We start from the raw sequence: 18,262 nt of genomic DNA, 5'->3' as shown, positions 1-18,262 counted from the left end.
AACAGCCTAGTCGCGCAGCAACTCAATCTTAGCAGCGAAGCATGTCCTTAGCTGTGACAGAGTTACAACCTAGCAGGACGCAGTCCGCCCTCTGGCGAGCCCGAGAGTTCCTAGCGCCGTAGCGCATCGCGGCTTTGTTAGCGTATAATAACGACAAATTTTTCTTCATTTCAAAAGCAAACCTATGCAGACTCCAATCAAACAACAAATTGTTCTTGCCAGTGGCAACAAAGGCAAACTTGCCGAATTTGATCAAATGCTTGCGGCATTTAACATTGAAGTACTACCGCAGAACCAATTTAATGTTTCTGAGGTGGCTGAAACAGGCACAACGTTTGTTGAGAACGCCATTATTAAAGCGCGTCATGCGGCTGAAATTACCGGAAAAGCCGCTATTGCAGATGATTCAGGCATTGAAGTTGATGCACTACAAGGTCAACCAGGCATATATTCCGCGCGTTATTCGGGTGAAGGGGCAACTGAAACCAGTAATTACCTTAAATTACTTGATGCACTCCAGGGTGAAATGCTTCGCAGCGCTCGGTTTCAATGTGTGCTGGTATACATGCGCCATGCAAAAGATCCGACCCCCATTATTTGCCAAGCATCATGGGAAGGCACCATTAACCATGCCCCGCAAGGTGAACAAGGCCATGGATATGACCCCGTTTTTATTCCTCAAGGCTTTGACTGCTCTGCAGCTGAACTCACTGGCGATCAGAAAAATGCTCACAGTCATCGAGGTAAAGCACTGAAACTGTTAGTGAGCGCCATGCAAGCCCAAGGCATAATCTTATCGACTAACACATCGAACAGTTCGTCGAGCAATACAATAACAATGGATGAGCAATCATAAATGACATTGCAATTACCGCCACTGAGTTTATATATTCATATACCTTGGTGCGTACAAAAGTGCCCTTATTGTGATTTTAACTCCCATGGCCAAAATGGTGAGTTGCCACAGCAGCAATATGTTGATGCGTTATTAAACGACTTAACACAAGACTTGGCTTATGTTCAAGGTCGAAAAATCCATACTATTTTTATCGGTGGTGGCACACCATCGTTATTTGATGCTAGCCAAATTCAACGCATACTTGATGGTGCACAAGCATTAATCCCTTTTGAAGATGATATAGAAGTCACTATGGAAGCTAATCCTGGCACATTAGAGCATGATGACTTTAGTGCTTATCGTGCAGCGGGTGTGACGCGGCTTTCCATTGGGGTGCAAAGCTTCTCTAAAGAAAAACTTAACTTACTTGGTCGGATCCATAATGAAGATGAAGCTAAAGTAGCGGCACAAAAAGCTAAGCAAGCAGATTATTTGAGTTTTAATCTCGACTTAATGCATGGTTTACCGAATCAAAGCTTTGATGAAGCCATGCATGATATCGATACCGCCACGGCATTAGCTCCGCCACATCTTTCGTGGTATCAACTTACCATTGAACCTAATACCTTATTTCATTCAAAGCCGCCTCAATTACCGGACGATGAGAACCTGTGGCAAATTTATGAACAAGGCCAACAGCGCTTAGCGGCATTAGGTTATGAGCAGTACGAAATATCGGCCTATGCAAAGCCTGGTTACCAATGCCGTCATAACCTTAACTATTGGCAATTTGGCGACTACCTTGGTATTGGCTGTGGAGCTCACGGCAAAATCACCCTGCCCGAATCAAATCAGATTGTGCGTACCGTTAAAATAAAGCATCCAAAAGGTTATCTTGCTGCGGATAAATATACCTTTGAAACCACAGATGTCATTGAAGAGGACCGCCCATTAGAGTATTTAATGAATCGCCTTAGATTGATGATCCCAATTCCTAAAGCTGAGTTTGAACAGCGCACCGGGCAAGCGGCAGAAGTGGTTCAGCAAGGCATGCAAAAATCCATTGAACGAGGCTTACTAACCGAGACCGCAACACACTGGCAGCTGACGCCTAAAGGGCATATGTTTGTAAATGATTTACTGTCTCAATTTATTTAACTGCACAATATAACTCGCGGTTTACTTTAATAAACAGTTAACTGCGAGTTAATCCTTATCCATTAATGTACAAATCTTCGACCGCAAATACACATCCTCTAACATTTCTATTCACACTTTTAGGCAAAGCTTTATTAGGATGTGCTCCTACATTTAGGTACTTTGGGAAGATATCCATGTCTATAAAAACAAAAACAACTCTGGTTGCTGTTGCTTTATCAAGCTTATTAAGTACATCGGCCCTTGCACAATTACAAAATGCGCCGCTGTCTAGCCCACAAGAAAGTACAGCTGTAGCCACACAACATAGTGAATCTGAAAAAGCCAATGCATTGTTTGAAGCCATTTTTATGGAAAACGTCATGGCAAATCCGATTAATCAAACTTACCTTGGTATCAAACAAGATTACGGTAAATGGAATGACCTATCAGATGCTGCTGCCGATGCCGACATCGCTCGCAACAAAGAGCAACTCACCAGACTAACCCAGCTTGATACAGCAAAACTGGATCAGCAAGCACTGCTAAGTTATGAACTATTAAAGGCCGATTTAGAAAACACCATAAGCGACGATCAGTGGCGTTATTACAACTATCCAATGAACCAAATGTACGGTGTTCATTCAATGGTGGCATCATTTCTTATCAATCAACACCAAATAACAGATGAAAGTGATGCTAAAGCTTATATCAGCCGATTAAACGCGGTACCGACACTATTCTCGCAATTAGAAACATCACTAGAAACGCGAGCGCAAAAACACATCATAGCGCCAAAGTTTGTTTTCCCTTATGTGATTTCCGACAGCAAAAATATTATTAGTGGTGCTCCTTTTAGCGATACAGGTAAAGACAGTGCGTTATGGGCTGACGCTAAACGCAAAATCAATAAACTCGATATCACTGATGATAAAAAAGACCTCTTATTAAATGAAGTAAAACAAGCCCTGCTCACTAACGTCAAACCGGCTTATGAAAAGTTAATCACTTATACCAAGACGCTCGAAGCACGTGCCGATACTAAAGACGGAGTATGGAAGCTACCTAATGGAGAAGCGTTTTATAATAACGCCCTCGCCCGCACTACCACCACTAACATGAGTGCAGACACCATTCATGATCTCGGTCTAACTGAAGTTAAGCGTATTCATGACGAAATGCGCGTCATTATGAAAAAGGTTCAATTTGCGGGTAGCTTAAAAGAATTTTTTGCTTTCATGCGTGATGACAAACAGTTTTATTATCCTGATACTGATGCTGGTAAAGCAGAGTATCTAGCTCAAGCTAAGTCAATCATAGATAATATGAAGACTCGATTAGACGAAGTGTTTACCATTCAACCTAAAGCCGATTTAGTTGTTAAAAAAGTTGAGGCATTTAGAGAAAAATCTGCAGGTAAAGCATTTTACGATCAACCTGCACCAGATGGCTCTCGCCCAGGGACTTATTACGCTAACTTATACAAAATGGATGCGATGCCAAAGTACCAAATGGAAGCGCTGGCTTATCATGAAGGGATCCCTGGTCATCATATGCAAATTGCTATAGCACAAGAACTGCAAGGCATTCCAAAATTCCGCAAGTTTGGTGGTTATACTGCTTATATTGAAGGTTGGGGACTTTATTCAGAATATTTCCCTAAGGAAATGGGCTTATATGCTGACCCATACTCTGACTTTGGTCGTCTATCGATGGAGTTATGGCGTGCATGCCGTTTAGTGGTTGATACAGGGATCCACGCTAAAAAGTGGACTCGTGAGCAAGGCATTGCCTATTATGTTGAAAATACGCCAAATGCTGAATCCGATGCGATTAAAATGGTCGAGCGCCATATTGTGATGCCATCACAAGCTACCGCATATAAAGTCGGTATGATAAAAATATTACAGCTGCGTGAACAAGCCAAAAAAGAGTTAGGCTCAAAGTTTGATATTCGCGAGTTCCACACTTTAATTTTGAAAAATGGTCCATTGCCATTAGATATACTTGAAGAGCAAGTCAACAAATGGATTAAACAAGTGAACTCACTGTAACTGACAATGGGTCATCTGCACCAACGTAAAACGGCAACCTAAGGTTGCCGTTTTCATGTCACCATTACCACAAAAAAATAACCCCAGAACAAAGTCTGGGGTAAACCAAATAAACTAGGATGATGGTTTTAAGGCCGGCATTGTTTTAGTTCGAAAAGCATTGCCAACTCTGATCCAAAATTTGCTACCTTGCAGATTTGTACGCTTAATTGAAAAGGGGTCATTTCTCAACCAAACGCATGCTTCAAATCATTTCGAATCAACACACTACCATTGTATTGATATCAGAACAGACTTCAACCACTAAAGCAGCGTAAATCACTAACCCCTTGATTAGCAGGTTACGAATCAACTAATAAAGACATAGCTTAAATATTTGATATAAAAGGGATAAAAATAGAGTAGAACCTACAAGCAAGGATTTGTTTTAAAAATAAAACAATGTTTCCACTTTGCTTAACATTAACGCTAAATAAGAGAGGGAGTAAATATGAATAAAGCGATTTGTTTTAAGTTTGCAGCATCAAACTTGTCATATGTTTTTCACAATAGGCTTATTGAAAAATCAATACGCCTATTGTGAATAGATATCATCCTGCTCGCGGAAAAATGGCTATTTGATAAGCCCTTATTATCAGGCGTTGATGTTATTTACGCAGTTTATACAGGTGATCGAACTTAGCGTCCCAATATGGCGGGCTGCTAATATGCGTTTTAATAAAATCAATAAATGCACTGACTTTAGGAGCCAAGTGTTTACGACGAGGATATACAGCTTGTAATGGAAGGTTATGTGTCAACTGCCAATCGGGTAATAAAGGTACTAAAGTCCCTTGAGCAATCTCATCTTCCATCAAATAACTGGCTAAATACACAATGCCTAAACCACTCACCGCTGCCGATTTTAATGCTGGAGCATTATCAACACGGAAATTGCCTGACACGCCAATTTCGCAATAATCATCACCTTTTCTAAATTGCCACATGCTGTGTTCATGCCACTCGCCTTGGTACACCAAACAATTGTGTTCGACTAATTGCTCAGGGCGGCTAATGTTACCATGTTGGGCAATGTACCCCGGTGATGCGACTAACAAAAATTGACATTTCATTAGCGGCCTTGCCACCATACCTAGCGGCAATTGCTCAGACATGGTTAACAATAAATCTAAGCCTTCGCTGACAACATCAACTTTATGATCAAGTAAACTGACTTGCAGCTCAAGATCAGGATGTCTTGCCATAAACTCTGGTAGAGCAGGGATAATATGCATAGTACCAAATGATTGCGAGATCCCGACCTTCAATACTCCACGAGTTGCATCATTTAAGTTGTGCACGCTCGATACGGCCTGCTCTGCATCGCGAAGTAATTCTTCACCCTGAAGATACAATAAATTACCGGCTTCAGTAAGACTTAAACTACGTGTTGTACGCTGGATCAGCTGGACACCAAGTTTATGTTCAAGATCTGCAACTTGAGTGCTCACTTTAGATTTAGAAATGCCAAGACGTCTGGCTGCAGCACTAAAACTTCCTGCTCGTGCAACGTGAGTAAAAATTGCGATAGGTTCTAACAGTTCTAACATGAAAGTCGCCTTAAGCTGGTTACGACATTAATAATAATTTCAGATATCTGTTCTAGTAACTAAACCTTGCCAAGCATCAAAATCAATATTCACTTGTTATGTTTTTACTGCTAAATAAGCACCAAAACACATGAATACTGTCAATCAACATCAACAATTGAAGATTCTAAAATATAACCACATCTAAAGTAGAGTGTAACTTTGTTATAATTGGCACCAGTATAGCAAAAAAAGCCTATATGGTTCTATATTTATAATTGACAATCTCTTTATCAGAACAAAGCAACACCAGCTATAGCTGCATAATCGTTAAAATAGGCGCAAAAAAAAGCCCCTGTGTCTTAATAAGAGCACAGGGGAAGGTCAGGTGTCGGGGAGACATATTGACAGTAAATCGATATAGGTTACTTTGCTGCTTCACCTAACTTAGCTAAGGTGTAAGGAGCTAATTCAGGAATAGCCTGACGGGTTTGATTTTCAAGCACTAATAAAGTGGCAAAGTTATCACATACTTTATCGGCACGATCTTCAAGACCTTGCGATTGCGACTCAAGTTGCTTTTCGATGTCGGCACCGACGTTGTCCATCTTTTGTGAAAAAGCATTCATTTTCTCTTCAAATGACCCACCTTCTGAAGACATTATTTGGCTACCAAGTGTCATCATTAATGATCCCATTGAACTGGTAACCATTTGTTCCATTTCTTGCTCAAACTCTTTGTTAAAAGCTTGCTCAATTGATGCTTCTGTTGAGCCTAAATAAAATTTATCGCCTTGTTGATATGCCATGGTATCAACACGCTTTTGAATACCGACCATTAATTTATCGATATGAACATTAGCTGCATCACCAAAAATAGGTGTTAACGCCATATTAACCGCTTGAGTAGCCACAGAAACAACATCTCCAACAAGGTCTATCACATCTGGCACTTGGCGAGAAAGTTCTTCAGAGTACTGGGTGAGTAATTTTTGTTGTTTATCAGTAAGAGTCACTTTTTTACCCTCAACATAAAGCTGACCTAACTCAACACGATACTTTTCGATTCCATTATCGCTAATTTGTAGCGTAGTCGGCTCAACCGTTACGTCGTAGTTTAGGGTTACGTTACACTTCTCATCATTCAATGACATTTTTGCCATTGCAGGTGTTAACGCCCCAGCGGTGAATAACACACTCGTTAACGCTAAACCACAAATCAACTTTTGCTTAGTCATGATAAAAATCCTTTTGGTATACGAATATCAATAATTAGGTCGAATATGAAAGGTATAAAGCATAAGTTATGCCAACAACTATAAGGCTATGATTTATATTGAATTAAAAGCTTGGAAACAAAAAAGATGGGCGAGTAGAGAAACAATAGCGGAAGTGTATTCGTAAAATAAACCAAAAAGTAGTCTATTTTACGAATCTCAATAATAATTAATTTATCTGCACCAAACTAAAAAATAGATCGACCGAGTTGCTGACTGAGGTGCTCAAGCATCGCAGTGCCGGCAAGTGAGTTGCCATTAACATCAAGCTCAGGTGACCAGACACAAATTGACATGTCACCAGGGATAACCGCAATAATCCCGCCGCCCACACCACTTTTACCCGGCATACCCACGCGGTAAGCAAACTCACCTGCACCATCGTATAGTCCCGATGTTGCCAGTAATGCATTAAGTTGCCGAGTTTGCACAGGCGATACTAAACTGTCGCCATCGAGCGTTTTACCACGATTAGCTAAATAGAACATAGCCCGAGACAAATCAGCGCAATTCATTCTTAATGCACAATAATGAAAATAACTTTTAAGCACGGTATTAACGTCGCCGTCAAAATTACCAAATGACTTCATCAAATAAGCAATAGATGCATTGCGGGCGCTGAACTGGAACTCAGAATCCGCGACGACTTTATCGTAAGTGAGTATTGGGTTTTGGCTTAATTGGCGGACCACTTCCAACATACGATGTTTAGGTGCCCCAAGACGCGCTTGCAGCAAGTCGGCTATTACCAGTGCACCAGCATTAATAAAAGGGTTGCGAGGTTTACCGCGCTCTAATTCAACCTGCACGAGGGAATTAAACGAGTGTCCTGAGGGTTCTTTGCCTACCCGACTCCAGATTTCATCTTCGGTATATAAATTCAGTGCCAGAGTTAAGCTAAAAACTTTAGAAATACTTTGAATTGAAAAAGGTTCGAGGTAATCACCGGCACCAATTGTTTGACCATCAATGGTGGTGACTGCAATACCTATTTTATTAGGGTCAACACAGGCAAGAGCAGGAATATATCCTGCCACCTTGCCTTTACCCAAAAGCGATTTTACTTTATCGACAGCTTGCTGAAGTAATAATTGCTCTGGCAATTTAGCTTAACCCCACCAAATATCATATAAATCACTGACTTCAAGGTTAGAAACAGGCTTATCTTTCCAGAATGTTTTGACTGCTGCAGTATCTTCATCAGTACATTTACCAATAGCTTGGGTAGCAATAATACCTTCCCATTGCTTGTGTCCACCACCGTGGAAACCTAATTGACGAGGTTCAATAACTTCAATAAGAAACTGATCGACTAAGTTATCAATATCTTGCTCAGAAACTGGCTCATCAAAGGTCCAGTTAATTTCAAAACCTAGCTCTTGAAACTCATCAACTCGTAATTTTTTACGTAAACGACGACTACGATTTTGCGCCATGGTGTATTCTCCGATTGCTGAAAGTGTAGTTGTGATTAAGCGATACGCTCAAACATGATATCCCATACGCCGTGACCAAGTCTGTGGCCCCTTGCTTCAAACTTTGTTAGCGGACGATGGTCTGGACGTTCGACAACTGTACCAGTTGTTGATTGATTTTTATAACCTTCTGCTGCATTCATTATCTCTAACATATGCTCGCTGTAATTTTCCCAATCGGTTGCCATGTGAAACACGCCACCAATCTTAAGCTTACGGCGGATAAGCTGTACAAACTCAGCTTGCACAATGCGGCGCTTATGATGGCGCTTTTTATGCCAAGGATCTGGGAAAAATAATTGAACGCGCTCAAGTGAACCATCAACAATGTTGTGCTCTAACACTTCCATTGCATCGTGATGATATACTCGTAAGTTAGTGACTTCAGCAGCACCAGCATCCGCAAGGCACGTACCAATACCTGGCTTATGAACTTCTATGCCAATAAAGTTTTGCTCTGGGGCAGCTTTTGCCATTTGCACTAATGATGCGCCCATACCAAAACCGATTTCTAACACGGTATCAGCATCGCGACCAAACACTTGAGTTAACTCCAACGCTTGTGGAGTGTAATCAAGCCCCATTGTTGGCCAATATGCTTCAATTGCTTGAGATTGACCTTTAGTTAAACGGCCCTCGCGTAAAACAAAACTTCTGATTTTACGAATATACTTACCTTCTTCGTTAAATTCAGCTGTGGTAACGTCGCTCATTTTTGCCTCGTTGTCTGCGTATTCTGTTGTGCTGTGTAACTAGTGATAAAATCAGCTAGCGGCTATATGCCATTTAGCCACTCTTAACTAGCACGTTACGCAATTGCTATCTGTAATAGATCATTTATAAAGTCAGTTGCGCATTATACCTAAACTGATTGCACATGTTTATGCTAATTTATGTTTTTAAATAGCGCGGCTACTTGTGTAATAAAATGCCTATGGCTACACTGCGCCCATGAAAAATCTAAGCCCATTTTCTGAGCGTATTATCGCTTGGTACGACCTGCATGGTCGCAAATCACTGCCTTGGCAGCTCAATAAAACGCCTTACCGTGTTTGGGTGTCGGAGATCATGCTCCAGCAAACTCAAGTTGCGACGGTGATTCCCTATTATGAAAAATTTATGGCGCGCTTCCCAAGCGTTGTCGATCTTGCTAATGCGCATCAAGATGAAGTGCTGCATTTGTGGACCGGCTTAGGTTATTACGCCAGAGCCCGTAATCTACATAAAGCAGCACAGCATATACGTGATGCCTTTGATGGCAAGTTCCCCACTCAGTTTGAAGATGTTGTGGCTTTATCTGGAATAGGTAAATCTACCGCTGGGGCGATACTGTCATTATCACTTGGTCAACACCACCCTATTTTAGATGGAAATGTTAAACGAGTATTGGCCAGACATGGTGCTATTGCAGGTTGGCCAGGACAAAAAAACGTTGAGCAGCAATTATGGCAATTAACGGATGCGTTAACACCTGCCAAAAATGTTGAAAAGTTTAACCAAGCTATGATGGATATTGGTTCAAGTGTTTGTACTCGCAGCAAACCTAATTGCGCAGCCTGTCCTGTGGCAATTGATTGTGTAGCGCAACAAAGTGGCCATCAAAGCCTATATCCAGGTAAAAAGCCTAAAAAAGTGACGCCCGAAAAATCAGCCTTTATGGTGGTTTTAGTTGATAACAGCGAAGATTCTATAAAAGTTCAGTTAATCCAGCGCCCACCAGCAGGTATATGGGGAGGGTTATGGTGTTTTCCACAATTTGAGCATCAAGCAGAATTAAATGATTATTTAACCCTGCATAATTTGACACAATCTGAACAAGGGCTTGCAGGGTTTAGGCATACCTTTAGTCATTTCCATCTTGATATTCAACCCGTATTAGTTGAACTATCTGTTGCTCAAGCTACTGGCATCATGGAACAAACCTCGGCTCTCTGGTATAACATAGAGCAACCTGCGAAAGTCGGCTTGGCAGCAGCCACAGAACGCATTTTGGCTAATTTAGCCGTACTTTTCGCGACACATTAGTGTTTACAGTAATTAATAAAGTTAGTAAGGAATCATCATGGCTCGCACAGTTCACTGTCAACATCTCAATAAATCAGCTGATGGCTTAGATTTTCAGCTTTACCCTGGCGAATTGGGTAAGCGCATTTTTGACAATATCAGTAAAGAAGCTTGGGGCTTATGGCAAAAGAAGCAAACCATGCTCATTAACGAGAAAAAACTCAATATGATGAATGTTGATGACCGCAAGTTTCTTGAAGAGCAAATGACTCACTTTTTATTTGAAGGTAAAGACGTTGAAATCGAAGGTTATGTTCCACCAGCGGAAGATGAATAACCTAGCAATATAATCGATAACAGTATTAGACAACAAAGCCGCTTAACTTAGCGGCTTTGTTTTATTCATCACTAATCAGACAGATTATTGTTTAACGCCTTCTACTACCAAGGCTAATTCAACATTAGCGGAAGCTGGACCTAAATCCATTTTGACACCGAAATCTTTCATCGCAAAACTGGTTGTGCCAGTAAAACCTGCACGGTAACCACCCCATGGATCTTTACCTTCACCAATAGCAACAGCATCAATGGTTAACGGTTTGGTTACACCATTTAAGGTAAAGTCACCATTAATCACAAACTGGTTATTACCTTTATCGACAATCGATGTTGATGTGAAAGAGGCTTCTGGGAATTTGCTGGTATTTAAGAAGTCTGCGCTGCGCAAATGCTTGTCACGTTCAGCATGATTAGAATCAACACTGTTAGTATTAATTTTAACATTCACTTTGCCGTCTGCTACTTTGGCAGCATCGAAACTAAAGTCACCAGAGAACTCATTAAAGCGTCCCACCACAAAGCTATAACCCAAATGGCTTACACTAAATTGAATTGATGCATGTGCACCTTGAGTGTCGATAACATAGTCGGCAGCGTTAACAGCAACAGGTAACATAAACGTTGCACCCATGAGTGCTGCTATAAGGTGTTTTTTCATGACTTTTATTCCTTTAAGTTAATAACAAGTAGATAAATAGGTAGTGATATACATCGAACATAACGGTTAATCGGTTCGACGGTTAAACCATTCGATTATTTGCTGAAACGACTTGGCAGCAACATTCTTTTAAGCGTGTTGTCTTTATCAATAACATGATGCTTAATCGCACCTGCGGCATGCAACACAACCAACCCCATTAAGCTATAAGCAAGGTATTGATGTATCACTCCAGCGGTATCGGCTTGATCATCAATAAAAGCGTCAGGAAATGGCACGGCAAACCAATCAAAAATCCAAATATCTCGACCATCAGCTGTCGAAATCATAATTCCTGAACACATAATGAGTAACATTAACGTATAAAGAGCAGTATGCGCCCATTTAGCCGCACGTTTTTCCCATGGCTGATGGTTCGATAATGGACTAGGAGCATGTGATATGGTCCGCCAAACAAACCTCAATAGTGTTAGTCCAAGTAAAAGCAGACCGACACTTTTATGAAGATGTGGTGCCGTTTGGTACCAACTACTATAGTAGGTAAGATCTACCATCCAATAGCCTACGCTAAATAGACCAATAACAGCGATGGCGGACAACCAATGAATCATAATGGTCACTAAACCATAGCCAGTCGGAGTGTTTTTTAACATGTCTTACTTTCCTCTAAACAAGTCACAACATTTTAACGTTAATTTTGGGAAAGAAAATCAGTAAAAATAGCCAAAATCGTTCTATAAAATAGAATTAATAGATTTTAAGATAGAGAATGACCGCATAATTAAGCAAGCTCTAATTAAACATATATCAATTGTAGTCACTGCTGATCAAATATCATCAAGCCCGGTTGTTCGTCCGTCGTTAACATTCTTCAAACTAACCGGTTTAATTTTTATGAAACCAAGCGACACAAGTGTTAAAGACTCTTTCTCTAGCTACGCTAATGTCTGGTAAAAAATTTATAAGATTAAAAGAGCTTCGGGCAGCGTTTGTGGTGAGTGTAAACTGCGTTATCGTGATGTAGCATAACGACATGTCATAAACACAGCCTTGAATTAAACGGCTATACATAGCTGCACAATTAATGTTGTTAGATTAGCAGGCATAATTCAGACCTATCTGAATCACTTCTCTCCCGTTGAGTAAATGTCCTCGCATTTCAGTGAACCTAAATTAAGATAAAATGCGCTATAAAAAGTTCACTTCTTTACATGTAAAGAAGTGAACTATCAACGACTCGAGCTGGCCGTTAAAGCCAAAACTCTAACTATTAGTTAAAAATCGGCCTAATACAGATCAAGAAACGACAAATGCAATTTTCTGATTACATTTTATTGAATCGTCAGCAAGCATCTATGACTTTATTCTTGGCTATTAATGCTAATAAACCACTTTTTGGGTTTATAATTGATAAAAAAGCATCATTTTGCACATTAACTAGCCGAACGAGTGAAAACATTTAAAAAACCACTTGCACGATAAAATCCATCACTATACTATGTGCGCACTCCAGACGAGACAGGCATTGATTACCAAGTTAATACCTAGTTTGCAGTAGATAACTAACACTTAGTTAGTTGCCCGAATAGCTCAGTTGGTAGAGCAGAGGATTGAAAATCCTCGTGTCCCTGGTTCGATTCCGGGTTCGGGCACCACAATTAGCCGGCATAGCTCAGTTGGTAGAGCAACTGACTTGTAATCAGTAGGTCCCGAGTTCGACTCTTGGTGCCGGCACCATAAAAAACAAAAAAGCCACTCAATGAGTGGCTTTTTTGTATCTAATTATCCCCACCTACTAAATAATACAAGCTCACATTAAGCCCGGTATTCGCCCATAAAGCACAACGAATTCAGCTATATCAATATTACTGGATAAATGATTAAGAGTTTGCCTTATCAGATTAACTTAACCTCAAATAAACAATCAAAGATATAACCAGCTTAGATTAACCCGCATCCCCGGCAGCGTTTCAGAGACATACTATAAGCAAAAAGAGAGCCTAGGCTCCCTTTTTCGGTTGATAAAATCGCTTTAAACGGTAAACGCTATTTCCAACGTCTCATCTTATGACCTTTAACGGCATAAAATAGAATGAATAAGTAGCATGGAAACATCACCATATACCCACCCAGCATACCTAAGGATGTCGCTGAACTGGTTAGTCCCCAAAATAGTGGCCCAAAAGCGCCACCGGCAATCCCCATGATTAACAATGCAGAACCTGTGCTGGTCAGTTTACCCATACCTGAAAGTGCCAATGGCCACACAGCTGGCCACACTATGGCATTGGCTAAGCCTAAAAATGCAATCATCAATAATGTATCGGGAAGTTGGGCACCACCAAAAGGAACTAATAAAGCATTAGCTATGACATAAGACTGGCTATCACCAAACACGATACCGGCAGTTAATATCAGTCCTAAAATAGCACTGAGCATTAATGCATTAGGTTGGGAAATAAAACGGGGAATACAAATAATGCCTAAGGTATAACCTAGCACCATGCACAGCATGGTATAGGATGTCATTACCCCGTAATTCTCTACACCTAGCGTCAATGCAAATGTTCCAATCGTGTCGCCAGCAATAACCTCAACAGCCACATAAACAAATAAAGCAATAACACCTAATGCCAAACTTGGATGAGACAAAGCTTGTTTGATCTGACCTTTTTCTGAATCGATTTCTGCTTGCTCTTGTTCCAATTCAGGCAGAGGTGATTTTTTCACTGCAAAAGCAAGAACACCAATAAAGATAGCCATGCCAAGATAAGGATAAATTAAGCTATTGGCCATTTCATCAATTTGAATAGAGGTTAATTCAGTACCGACTCGCTCTTTAAAACTATCTAAAATAAGTGCTGTGAATACCATAGGTGCAATCACGCCGGCGCCTTTATTCAAAATACCCATTACGCTTACACGTGCTGCGGCTGACTCTTCAGGACCTAAGCGAACCACGTAAGGATTAACCGCTGTTTGTAATAGTGTCTGCCCTGTCCCCATGACAAGCTGAGCCACTAGAAATAATATAAATACTTGGGTTTGGGCTGCTGGGATAAATAATAAACCAGCCAACATCATTATTCCCATGCCTAATGCCATACCATTTTTATAACCCACTTTACGAATAACCCAGGCTGAGGGTAATGCGGTAAACGTTACCGCAATATAAAATGAAAAGAGGATTAACGAAGCTTGAAAAGGGCTTAGCTGTAATATTTGCTTTAAGTAAGGCATTAAGGAGCCATTTAACCAGGTAGCAAAGCCAAGAATAAAAAATAAAATTGCCACAATTGTCATTGGTACAACACTATTTTCTGCCGATGTTTTTGTTGTTGTCATTTCCATAAACCTGCTCATTATTATATTTATAGGGAGGACTTAGTGGTTTAGAAATATCAATATTAATTGAGGAATATTAATACACACTCACCACTAAGACAGCCTTGTCATCCATAACTAACAACTCACTTTAATAGCTGAGTTAACCTTATACTCTTATGAATATTTTTCGACGGTACATCCACCACAGTACGAGCCATTGCACTGTGACTAAACCTATGACACTGATCATTAACTGACTGGAAGCTGGTGCTGAACGTATCACTCCACCTAACAAGCTTTGAGTGATATAAGACCAATCAAGGATACTTGTTCCTAAATAAACAATAATGGAGTTAACACCAATAATAACAAATACATAAGACCAATTTTGCCATTTTAGTACATCGATAATGGCATAAAATACGCTAAAAAATAGTAAGCTCCACCCTAATGTCACGAGTACAAAGCTACTGCTCCACAGATCTTTATTAACAGGAATAATAAAGTCGAGTAACCACCCGCCGGACCACATAAGTAGCGCACAGAGCATCATAATGCTCACTTTGGCCCAATCGCCTTTGGGGTGTGGCTTAACAATGTATTGGCCCACAAACACACCACATAATGCGTTAATGATAGCGGGGAATGTCGATAGCACGCCTTCAGGATCAAGTGCGCGATGCTGATAAGCCATACCCGGTCGTAATATACTGTCTATATAAGTATTAAGACTTCCATCTGCAGTAAATACTCCTGCTTGGCCGCCAGGAAAACCAACAAAACACTGTAATAAAATATAAAAAATGAACATCGATATGGTGATTAAGATTTGAACTCGCAGCGAGGTGTGCCACACCACCATTGCCGCAAAAAACCATGCAAAACCAATACGCGCTAGTACGCTTGAAAATCTAATGTGTTCAGGGTCAACAGGGATCCCAGTCCCCCATCCATGGTTATATAACACCCCCAATGCAATCAGTAACAGTAAACGTGTTAATGCATAACGGTATAGCGGAATTCGCTCACGAAAAGCCAATAAGTCGATACGCTTAGGTGATAGACCGAGCGTCACACCCGATAAGAAAATAAACAAAGGGAAAATTAAGTCATAAAAGGTAAAGCCGTGCCATTGACTATGTTGGGTCTGAGCTTCAGCAACACGCCATCCCGTCCACCCCGTTAAAGCAAATAACGCGGCAAAAACGCCTTCGCCACCTATAATCCAAAACATGTCAAAGCCACGTAATGCGTCAAGTGACATAAGTCTGGGTTTGCTGGGCTTATCAAGTTGAGTATTAGACTCAATTTTGCGGTTAACTGACATCATAGTCTCTTTCATATTTACACAATTAGACAGCAAGCTTTACTGCGCAAAAACGACGTTGCCAGCAATATAGGTGCGACTGACTTTATTGGCCGGGTTTAATAACACTAGATCTGCTCTATAACCTGGTTTAATTAAACCTAGTTGTTGCTCTAAACCGAGAAATGTTGCGGGATATAACGATGCCATTCGTAAAGCTTCTTCATGACATAACCCAAGCATAGCAACGCTATTATTCACTGCCCCAACCATGTCTAAAACACAACCGGCTAATTCTCCCGTGGCTGCATTAAGCCTGTCCCCCTGACGAGTAACCTGAGTACCAAATAATTTGAAACTGGCATCATCACTCATACCAACAGGCGGCATAGCATCGGTTACCAGCATGACTTTACCTTTAGGCTTAGCATTTATGGCTATTTTTGCTGCCGCAGGATGAACATGATGTCCATCGACAATTAAGCCACACCAGGCATCTTTACTTTCCAGCGCAGCACCGACCATGCCAGGTTCGCGTGAACCTAAAGCAGACATCGCATTATATAAGTGGGTAAATCCTGTAGCTCCAGCCTCTAATGCTGCATTCACTGTGTCATAGTCAGCATTTGAGTGCCCTAAACAGACTTTGACTCCTGCTGACACCAGTGCCTTAATAACCTGAGTTGACACATTTTCAGGCGCCAGCGTGACCACTTTAATGCCTAAGTCTTGACGACTAAAAATACTCAGTTCTCTTTCACTAATTTGCCGAATATAGCGCTGTGGATGCACACCTTTTTTAGGCACACTTAAATGTGGACCTTCAAAATGAATACCTAAAACACCAGCTTGTTGATTTGCAATAGCCACCGCAACCGTATCGGCTGCTTTTGTCATGATACTTACATCATCAGTAATTAATGTGGGTAAGAAACCTGTGGTCCCAAATCGTGCATGAGCACGGCCAATAATTTCAATACACTCGGTGCTAGGCTCAGCATTAAATAACGCCCCGCCACCACCGTTCACTTGCACATCGACAAACCCTGGTGTGAGCGTACCCGCTAATTTTGTGACGGTATGGTGTTCGACATCAATTACATCTTCAGCACGTATGACAGCAGTGATCTTGCCTGCATCTATGGTTACGGCCATATTTTTATGAAATGACTCACCATCAAATAATCGCTCAACAATCAGGATTTGTTTCATAATACTCTCTGCTCTATATCAATTTTAATGAAGCAACTATAGTGTTTGAGTGACCTTCTTTAAGCCCGCGGGTTGATCAGGATTAATGCCACGGGCAATTGCGACTGCGGCAACATCAATGTAAAAACGCTGCAGTAATGCTAAAGGCGCAACTCGCGGATGAATATCTGCAGACGTTTGATTTAGATGCACTAAATCAGCACCTCGCTGCCTAACATTAGCAATTTGTTCTACATGGCTGGCATACGACTCATCATTAATACATACATCAACAATCGCTAATTTCTTTTCAACTAATGTCACTGGGCCATGTAAAAATTCTGCACTACTAAATGCTTCAGCGTGTATTGAACAGACCTCTTTCATTTTTAATGCAATTTCTTTTGAAACTGCATAACCTAAGCCGCGACCAAGAACCACTAAGTTTTTAACGCCGTCCAATGACTCAGCAGTGAGTTGCGGTTCAGCATCAACTGCGGTTTGTAAAGCTTGGGGTAACGAGTTTACCGCTTGCGCTAATGATTCACTTTGAGTCCACTTAGCGGCAACTTGTAAAATAGCAGATAGAGTGGCTAGGTAGCTTTTTGTTGCAGCAACGGCTTTTTCTTCGCCTGCACGTAATGGCACAACAACATCAACAATGTCTTTAATAGGCGCTGACTCATCATTGACCAATGCCACACAAAATCCGCCCGCCGCTTTAGCCATTCTGGCTTGTGCAAGAATGTCAGGGCTTCGGCCAGACTGTGAAATCACGATGACTAATGCTCCCTCAAGTTGTAATGACTTACCGTATACGCTGGCAACAGAAGGAGCAGCAGCAAACGTAGGAACACCCGCTTCGATTTCAAATAAGTATTTAGCAAATACACCTGCATGATCAGAAGAACCACGACCTACAATCATGACAAATTTAGGCTTAAGTTCACGTAAGGTCTGACCCAATGTGTCAGTAATAGTCTGGTTGGCAATCAATTGCTCGGCAATTTTCTGAGGTGCGGTACGAGCTTCTTGTTCCATAACTGTAAGAATTGTCATAATAAACCTTGATAAAATAATGTTGAATT

At 41.0% G+C, this 18,262-nt stretch carries 16 protein-coding genes and 2 tRNA genes; 7 read left to right on the top strand and 11 right to left on the bottom strand.

From position 1 onward, the window contains the following. The first annotated feature begins 184 nt into the window (after nucleotides 1–184). The 3 genes from rdgB (at nucleotide 185) to H5164_RS01525 (ending at nucleotide 4,029) form a co-directional block, all read left to right on the top strand. Nucleotides 185–856 (top strand): RdgB/HAM1 family non-canonical purine NTP pyrophosphatase, encoded by a 672-nt coding sequence (rdgB, locus tag H5164_RS01535; protein WP_182754438.1) that lies wholly within the window; start codon nucleotides 185–187, stop codon nucleotides 854–856. Beyond that, nucleotides 857–1,996: a radical SAM family heme chaperone HemW gene (hemW, locus tag H5164_RS01530; protein WP_182754436.1), complete on the top strand. Its 1,140-nt coding sequence runs from the start codon at nucleotides 857–859 to the stop codon at nucleotides 1,994–1,996. It begins immediately after the preceding gene. 176 nt (nucleotides 1,997–2,172) lie between these two features. Next, nucleotides 2,173–4,029 carry a DUF885 family protein gene (locus tag H5164_RS01525; RefSeq protein ID WP_182698366.1) on the top strand — a complete coding sequence of 619 codons (1,857 nt, stop codon included), beginning with the start codon at nucleotides 2,173–2,175 and terminating at the stop codon, nucleotides 4,027–4,029. A gap of 647 nt (nucleotides 4,030–4,676) precedes the next feature. On the opposite strand, the gene H5164_RS01520 is transcribed toward H5164_RS01525, so the two are convergent. The 5 genes from H5164_RS01520 to trmB all read right to left on the bottom strand — a co-directional run bounded on the left by H5164_RS01520 (nucleotide 4,677) and on the right by trmB (nucleotide 9,062). Continuing rightward, nucleotides 4,677–5,618: a LysR family transcriptional regulator gene (locus tag H5164_RS01520; protein WP_182698365.1), complete on the bottom strand. Its 942-nt coding sequence runs from the start codon at nucleotides 5,616–5,618 to the stop codon at nucleotides 4,677–4,679. 404 nt (nucleotides 5,619–6,022) lie between these two features. Continuing rightward, nucleotides 6,023–6,835 (bottom strand): YggN family protein, encoded by an 813-nt coding sequence (locus H5164_RS01515; protein ID WP_182754434.1) that lies wholly within the window; start codon nucleotides 6,833–6,835, stop codon nucleotides 6,023–6,025. Nucleotides 6,836–7,062: 227 nt separating this feature from the next. Beyond that, entirely contained in the window at nucleotides 7,063–7,977 is a 915-nt protein-coding gene (gene glsB / locus H5164_RS01510; protein ID WP_124017175.1) for a glutaminase B, read from the bottom strand. A gap of 6 nt (nucleotides 7,978–7,983) precedes the next feature. Continuing rightward, the gene (locus H5164_RS01505; protein ID WP_182754432.1) at nucleotides 7,984–8,310 is read right to left on the bottom strand and encodes a 50S ribosome-binding protein YggL; all 327 of its coding nucleotides are present in this window, start codon (nucleotides 8,308–8,310) and stop codon (nucleotides 7,984–7,986) included. Nucleotides 8,311–8,345: 35 nt separating this feature from the next. Next, nucleotides 8,346–9,062: a tRNA (guanosine(46)-N7)-methyltransferase TrmB gene (gene trmB / locus H5164_RS01500; RefSeq protein ID WP_182754430.1), complete on the bottom strand. Its 717-nt coding sequence runs from the start codon at nucleotides 9,060–9,062 to the stop codon at nucleotides 8,346–8,348. 238 nt (nucleotides 9,063–9,300) lie between these two features. On the opposite strand from trmB, the gene mutY reads away from it, so the two are divergent. Together mutY and H5164_RS01490 are read left to right on the top strand one after the other, a co-directional pair. Further along, nucleotides 9,301–10,374, top strand: a complete 1,074-nt coding sequence (gene mutY / locus H5164_RS01495; RefSeq protein WP_182698361.1) for an A/G-specific adenine glycosylase — start codon at nucleotides 9,301–9,303, stop codon at nucleotides 10,372–10,374. Nucleotides 10,375–10,411: 37 nt separating this feature from the next. Further along, the gene (locus tag H5164_RS01490; protein WP_101086395.1) at nucleotides 10,412–10,690 is read left to right on the top strand and encodes an oxidative damage protection protein; all 279 of its coding nucleotides are present in this window, start codon (nucleotides 10,412–10,414) and stop codon (nucleotides 10,688–10,690) included. Between the two features lie 84 nt (nucleotides 10,691–10,774). Here H5164_RS01490 and H5164_RS01485 read toward each other — a convergent pair whose 3' ends face one another. After that, complete coding sequence (locus tag H5164_RS01485) at nucleotides 10,775–11,350, bottom strand: YceI family protein (RefSeq protein WP_124017171.1); 576 nt, start codon at nucleotides 11,348–11,350, stop codon at nucleotides 10,775–10,777. Between the two features lie 95 nt (nucleotides 11,351–11,445). Then, nucleotides 11,446–12,003: a cytochrome b gene (locus H5164_RS01480; RefSeq protein ID WP_182754428.1), complete on the bottom strand. Its 558-nt coding sequence runs from the start codon at nucleotides 12,001–12,003 to the stop codon at nucleotides 11,446–11,448. Between the two features lie 926 nt (nucleotides 12,004–12,929). On the opposite strand from H5164_RS01480, the gene H5164_RS01475 reads away from it, so the two are divergent. Together H5164_RS01475 and H5164_RS01470 are read left to right on the top strand one after the other, a co-directional pair. Then, nucleotides 12,930–13,005: transfer RNA gene (locus tag H5164_RS01475), tRNA-Phe, on the top strand. A 6-nt stretch (nucleotides 13,006–13,011) separates the two neighbouring features. Beyond that, nucleotides 13,012–13,087: transfer RNA gene (locus H5164_RS01470), tRNA-Thr, on the top strand. Nucleotides 13,088–13,396: 309 nt separating this feature from the next. Here H5164_RS01470 and nagP read toward each other — a convergent pair. The 4 genes from nagP to nagB-II all read right to left on the bottom strand — a co-directional run bounded on the left by nagP (nucleotide 13,397) and on the right by nagB-II (nucleotide 18,233). Beyond that, nucleotides 13,397–14,701 (bottom strand): N-acetylglucosamine MFS transporter NagP, encoded by a 1,305-nt coding sequence (gene nagP, locus H5164_RS01465; protein WP_404948414.1) that lies wholly within the window; start codon nucleotides 14,699–14,701, stop codon nucleotides 13,397–13,399. Nucleotides 14,702–14,843: 142 nt separating this feature from the next. Further along, nucleotides 14,844–16,019: a transmembrane glucosamine N-acetyltransferase NagX gene (nagX, locus tag H5164_RS01460; RefSeq protein WP_404948413.1), complete on the bottom strand. Its 1,176-nt coding sequence runs from the start codon at nucleotides 16,017–16,019 to the stop codon at nucleotides 14,844–14,846. 24 nt (nucleotides 16,020–16,043) lie between these two features. Then, entirely contained in the window at nucleotides 16,044–17,195 is a 1,152-nt protein-coding gene (gene nagA, locus H5164_RS01455) for an N-acetylglucosamine-6-phosphate deacetylase (RefSeq protein ID WP_182754423.1), read from the bottom strand. A 36-nt stretch (nucleotides 17,196–17,231) separates the two neighbouring features. After that, complete coding sequence (gene nagB-II / locus H5164_RS01450) at nucleotides 17,232–18,233, bottom strand: glucosamine-6-phosphate deaminase NagB-II (RefSeq protein ID WP_124017166.1); 1,002 nt, start codon at nucleotides 18,231–18,233, stop codon at nucleotides 17,232–17,234. Nucleotides 18,234–18,262 lie beyond the last annotated feature (29 nt).

Source organism: Shewanella sp. SG41-3, assembly GCF_014164545.1.
GTDB lineage: Bacteria > Pseudomonadota > Gammaproteobacteria > Enterobacterales > Shewanellaceae > Shewanella > Shewanella vesiculosa.
This window is presented reverse-complemented; position numbering and strand designations above follow the sequence as displayed.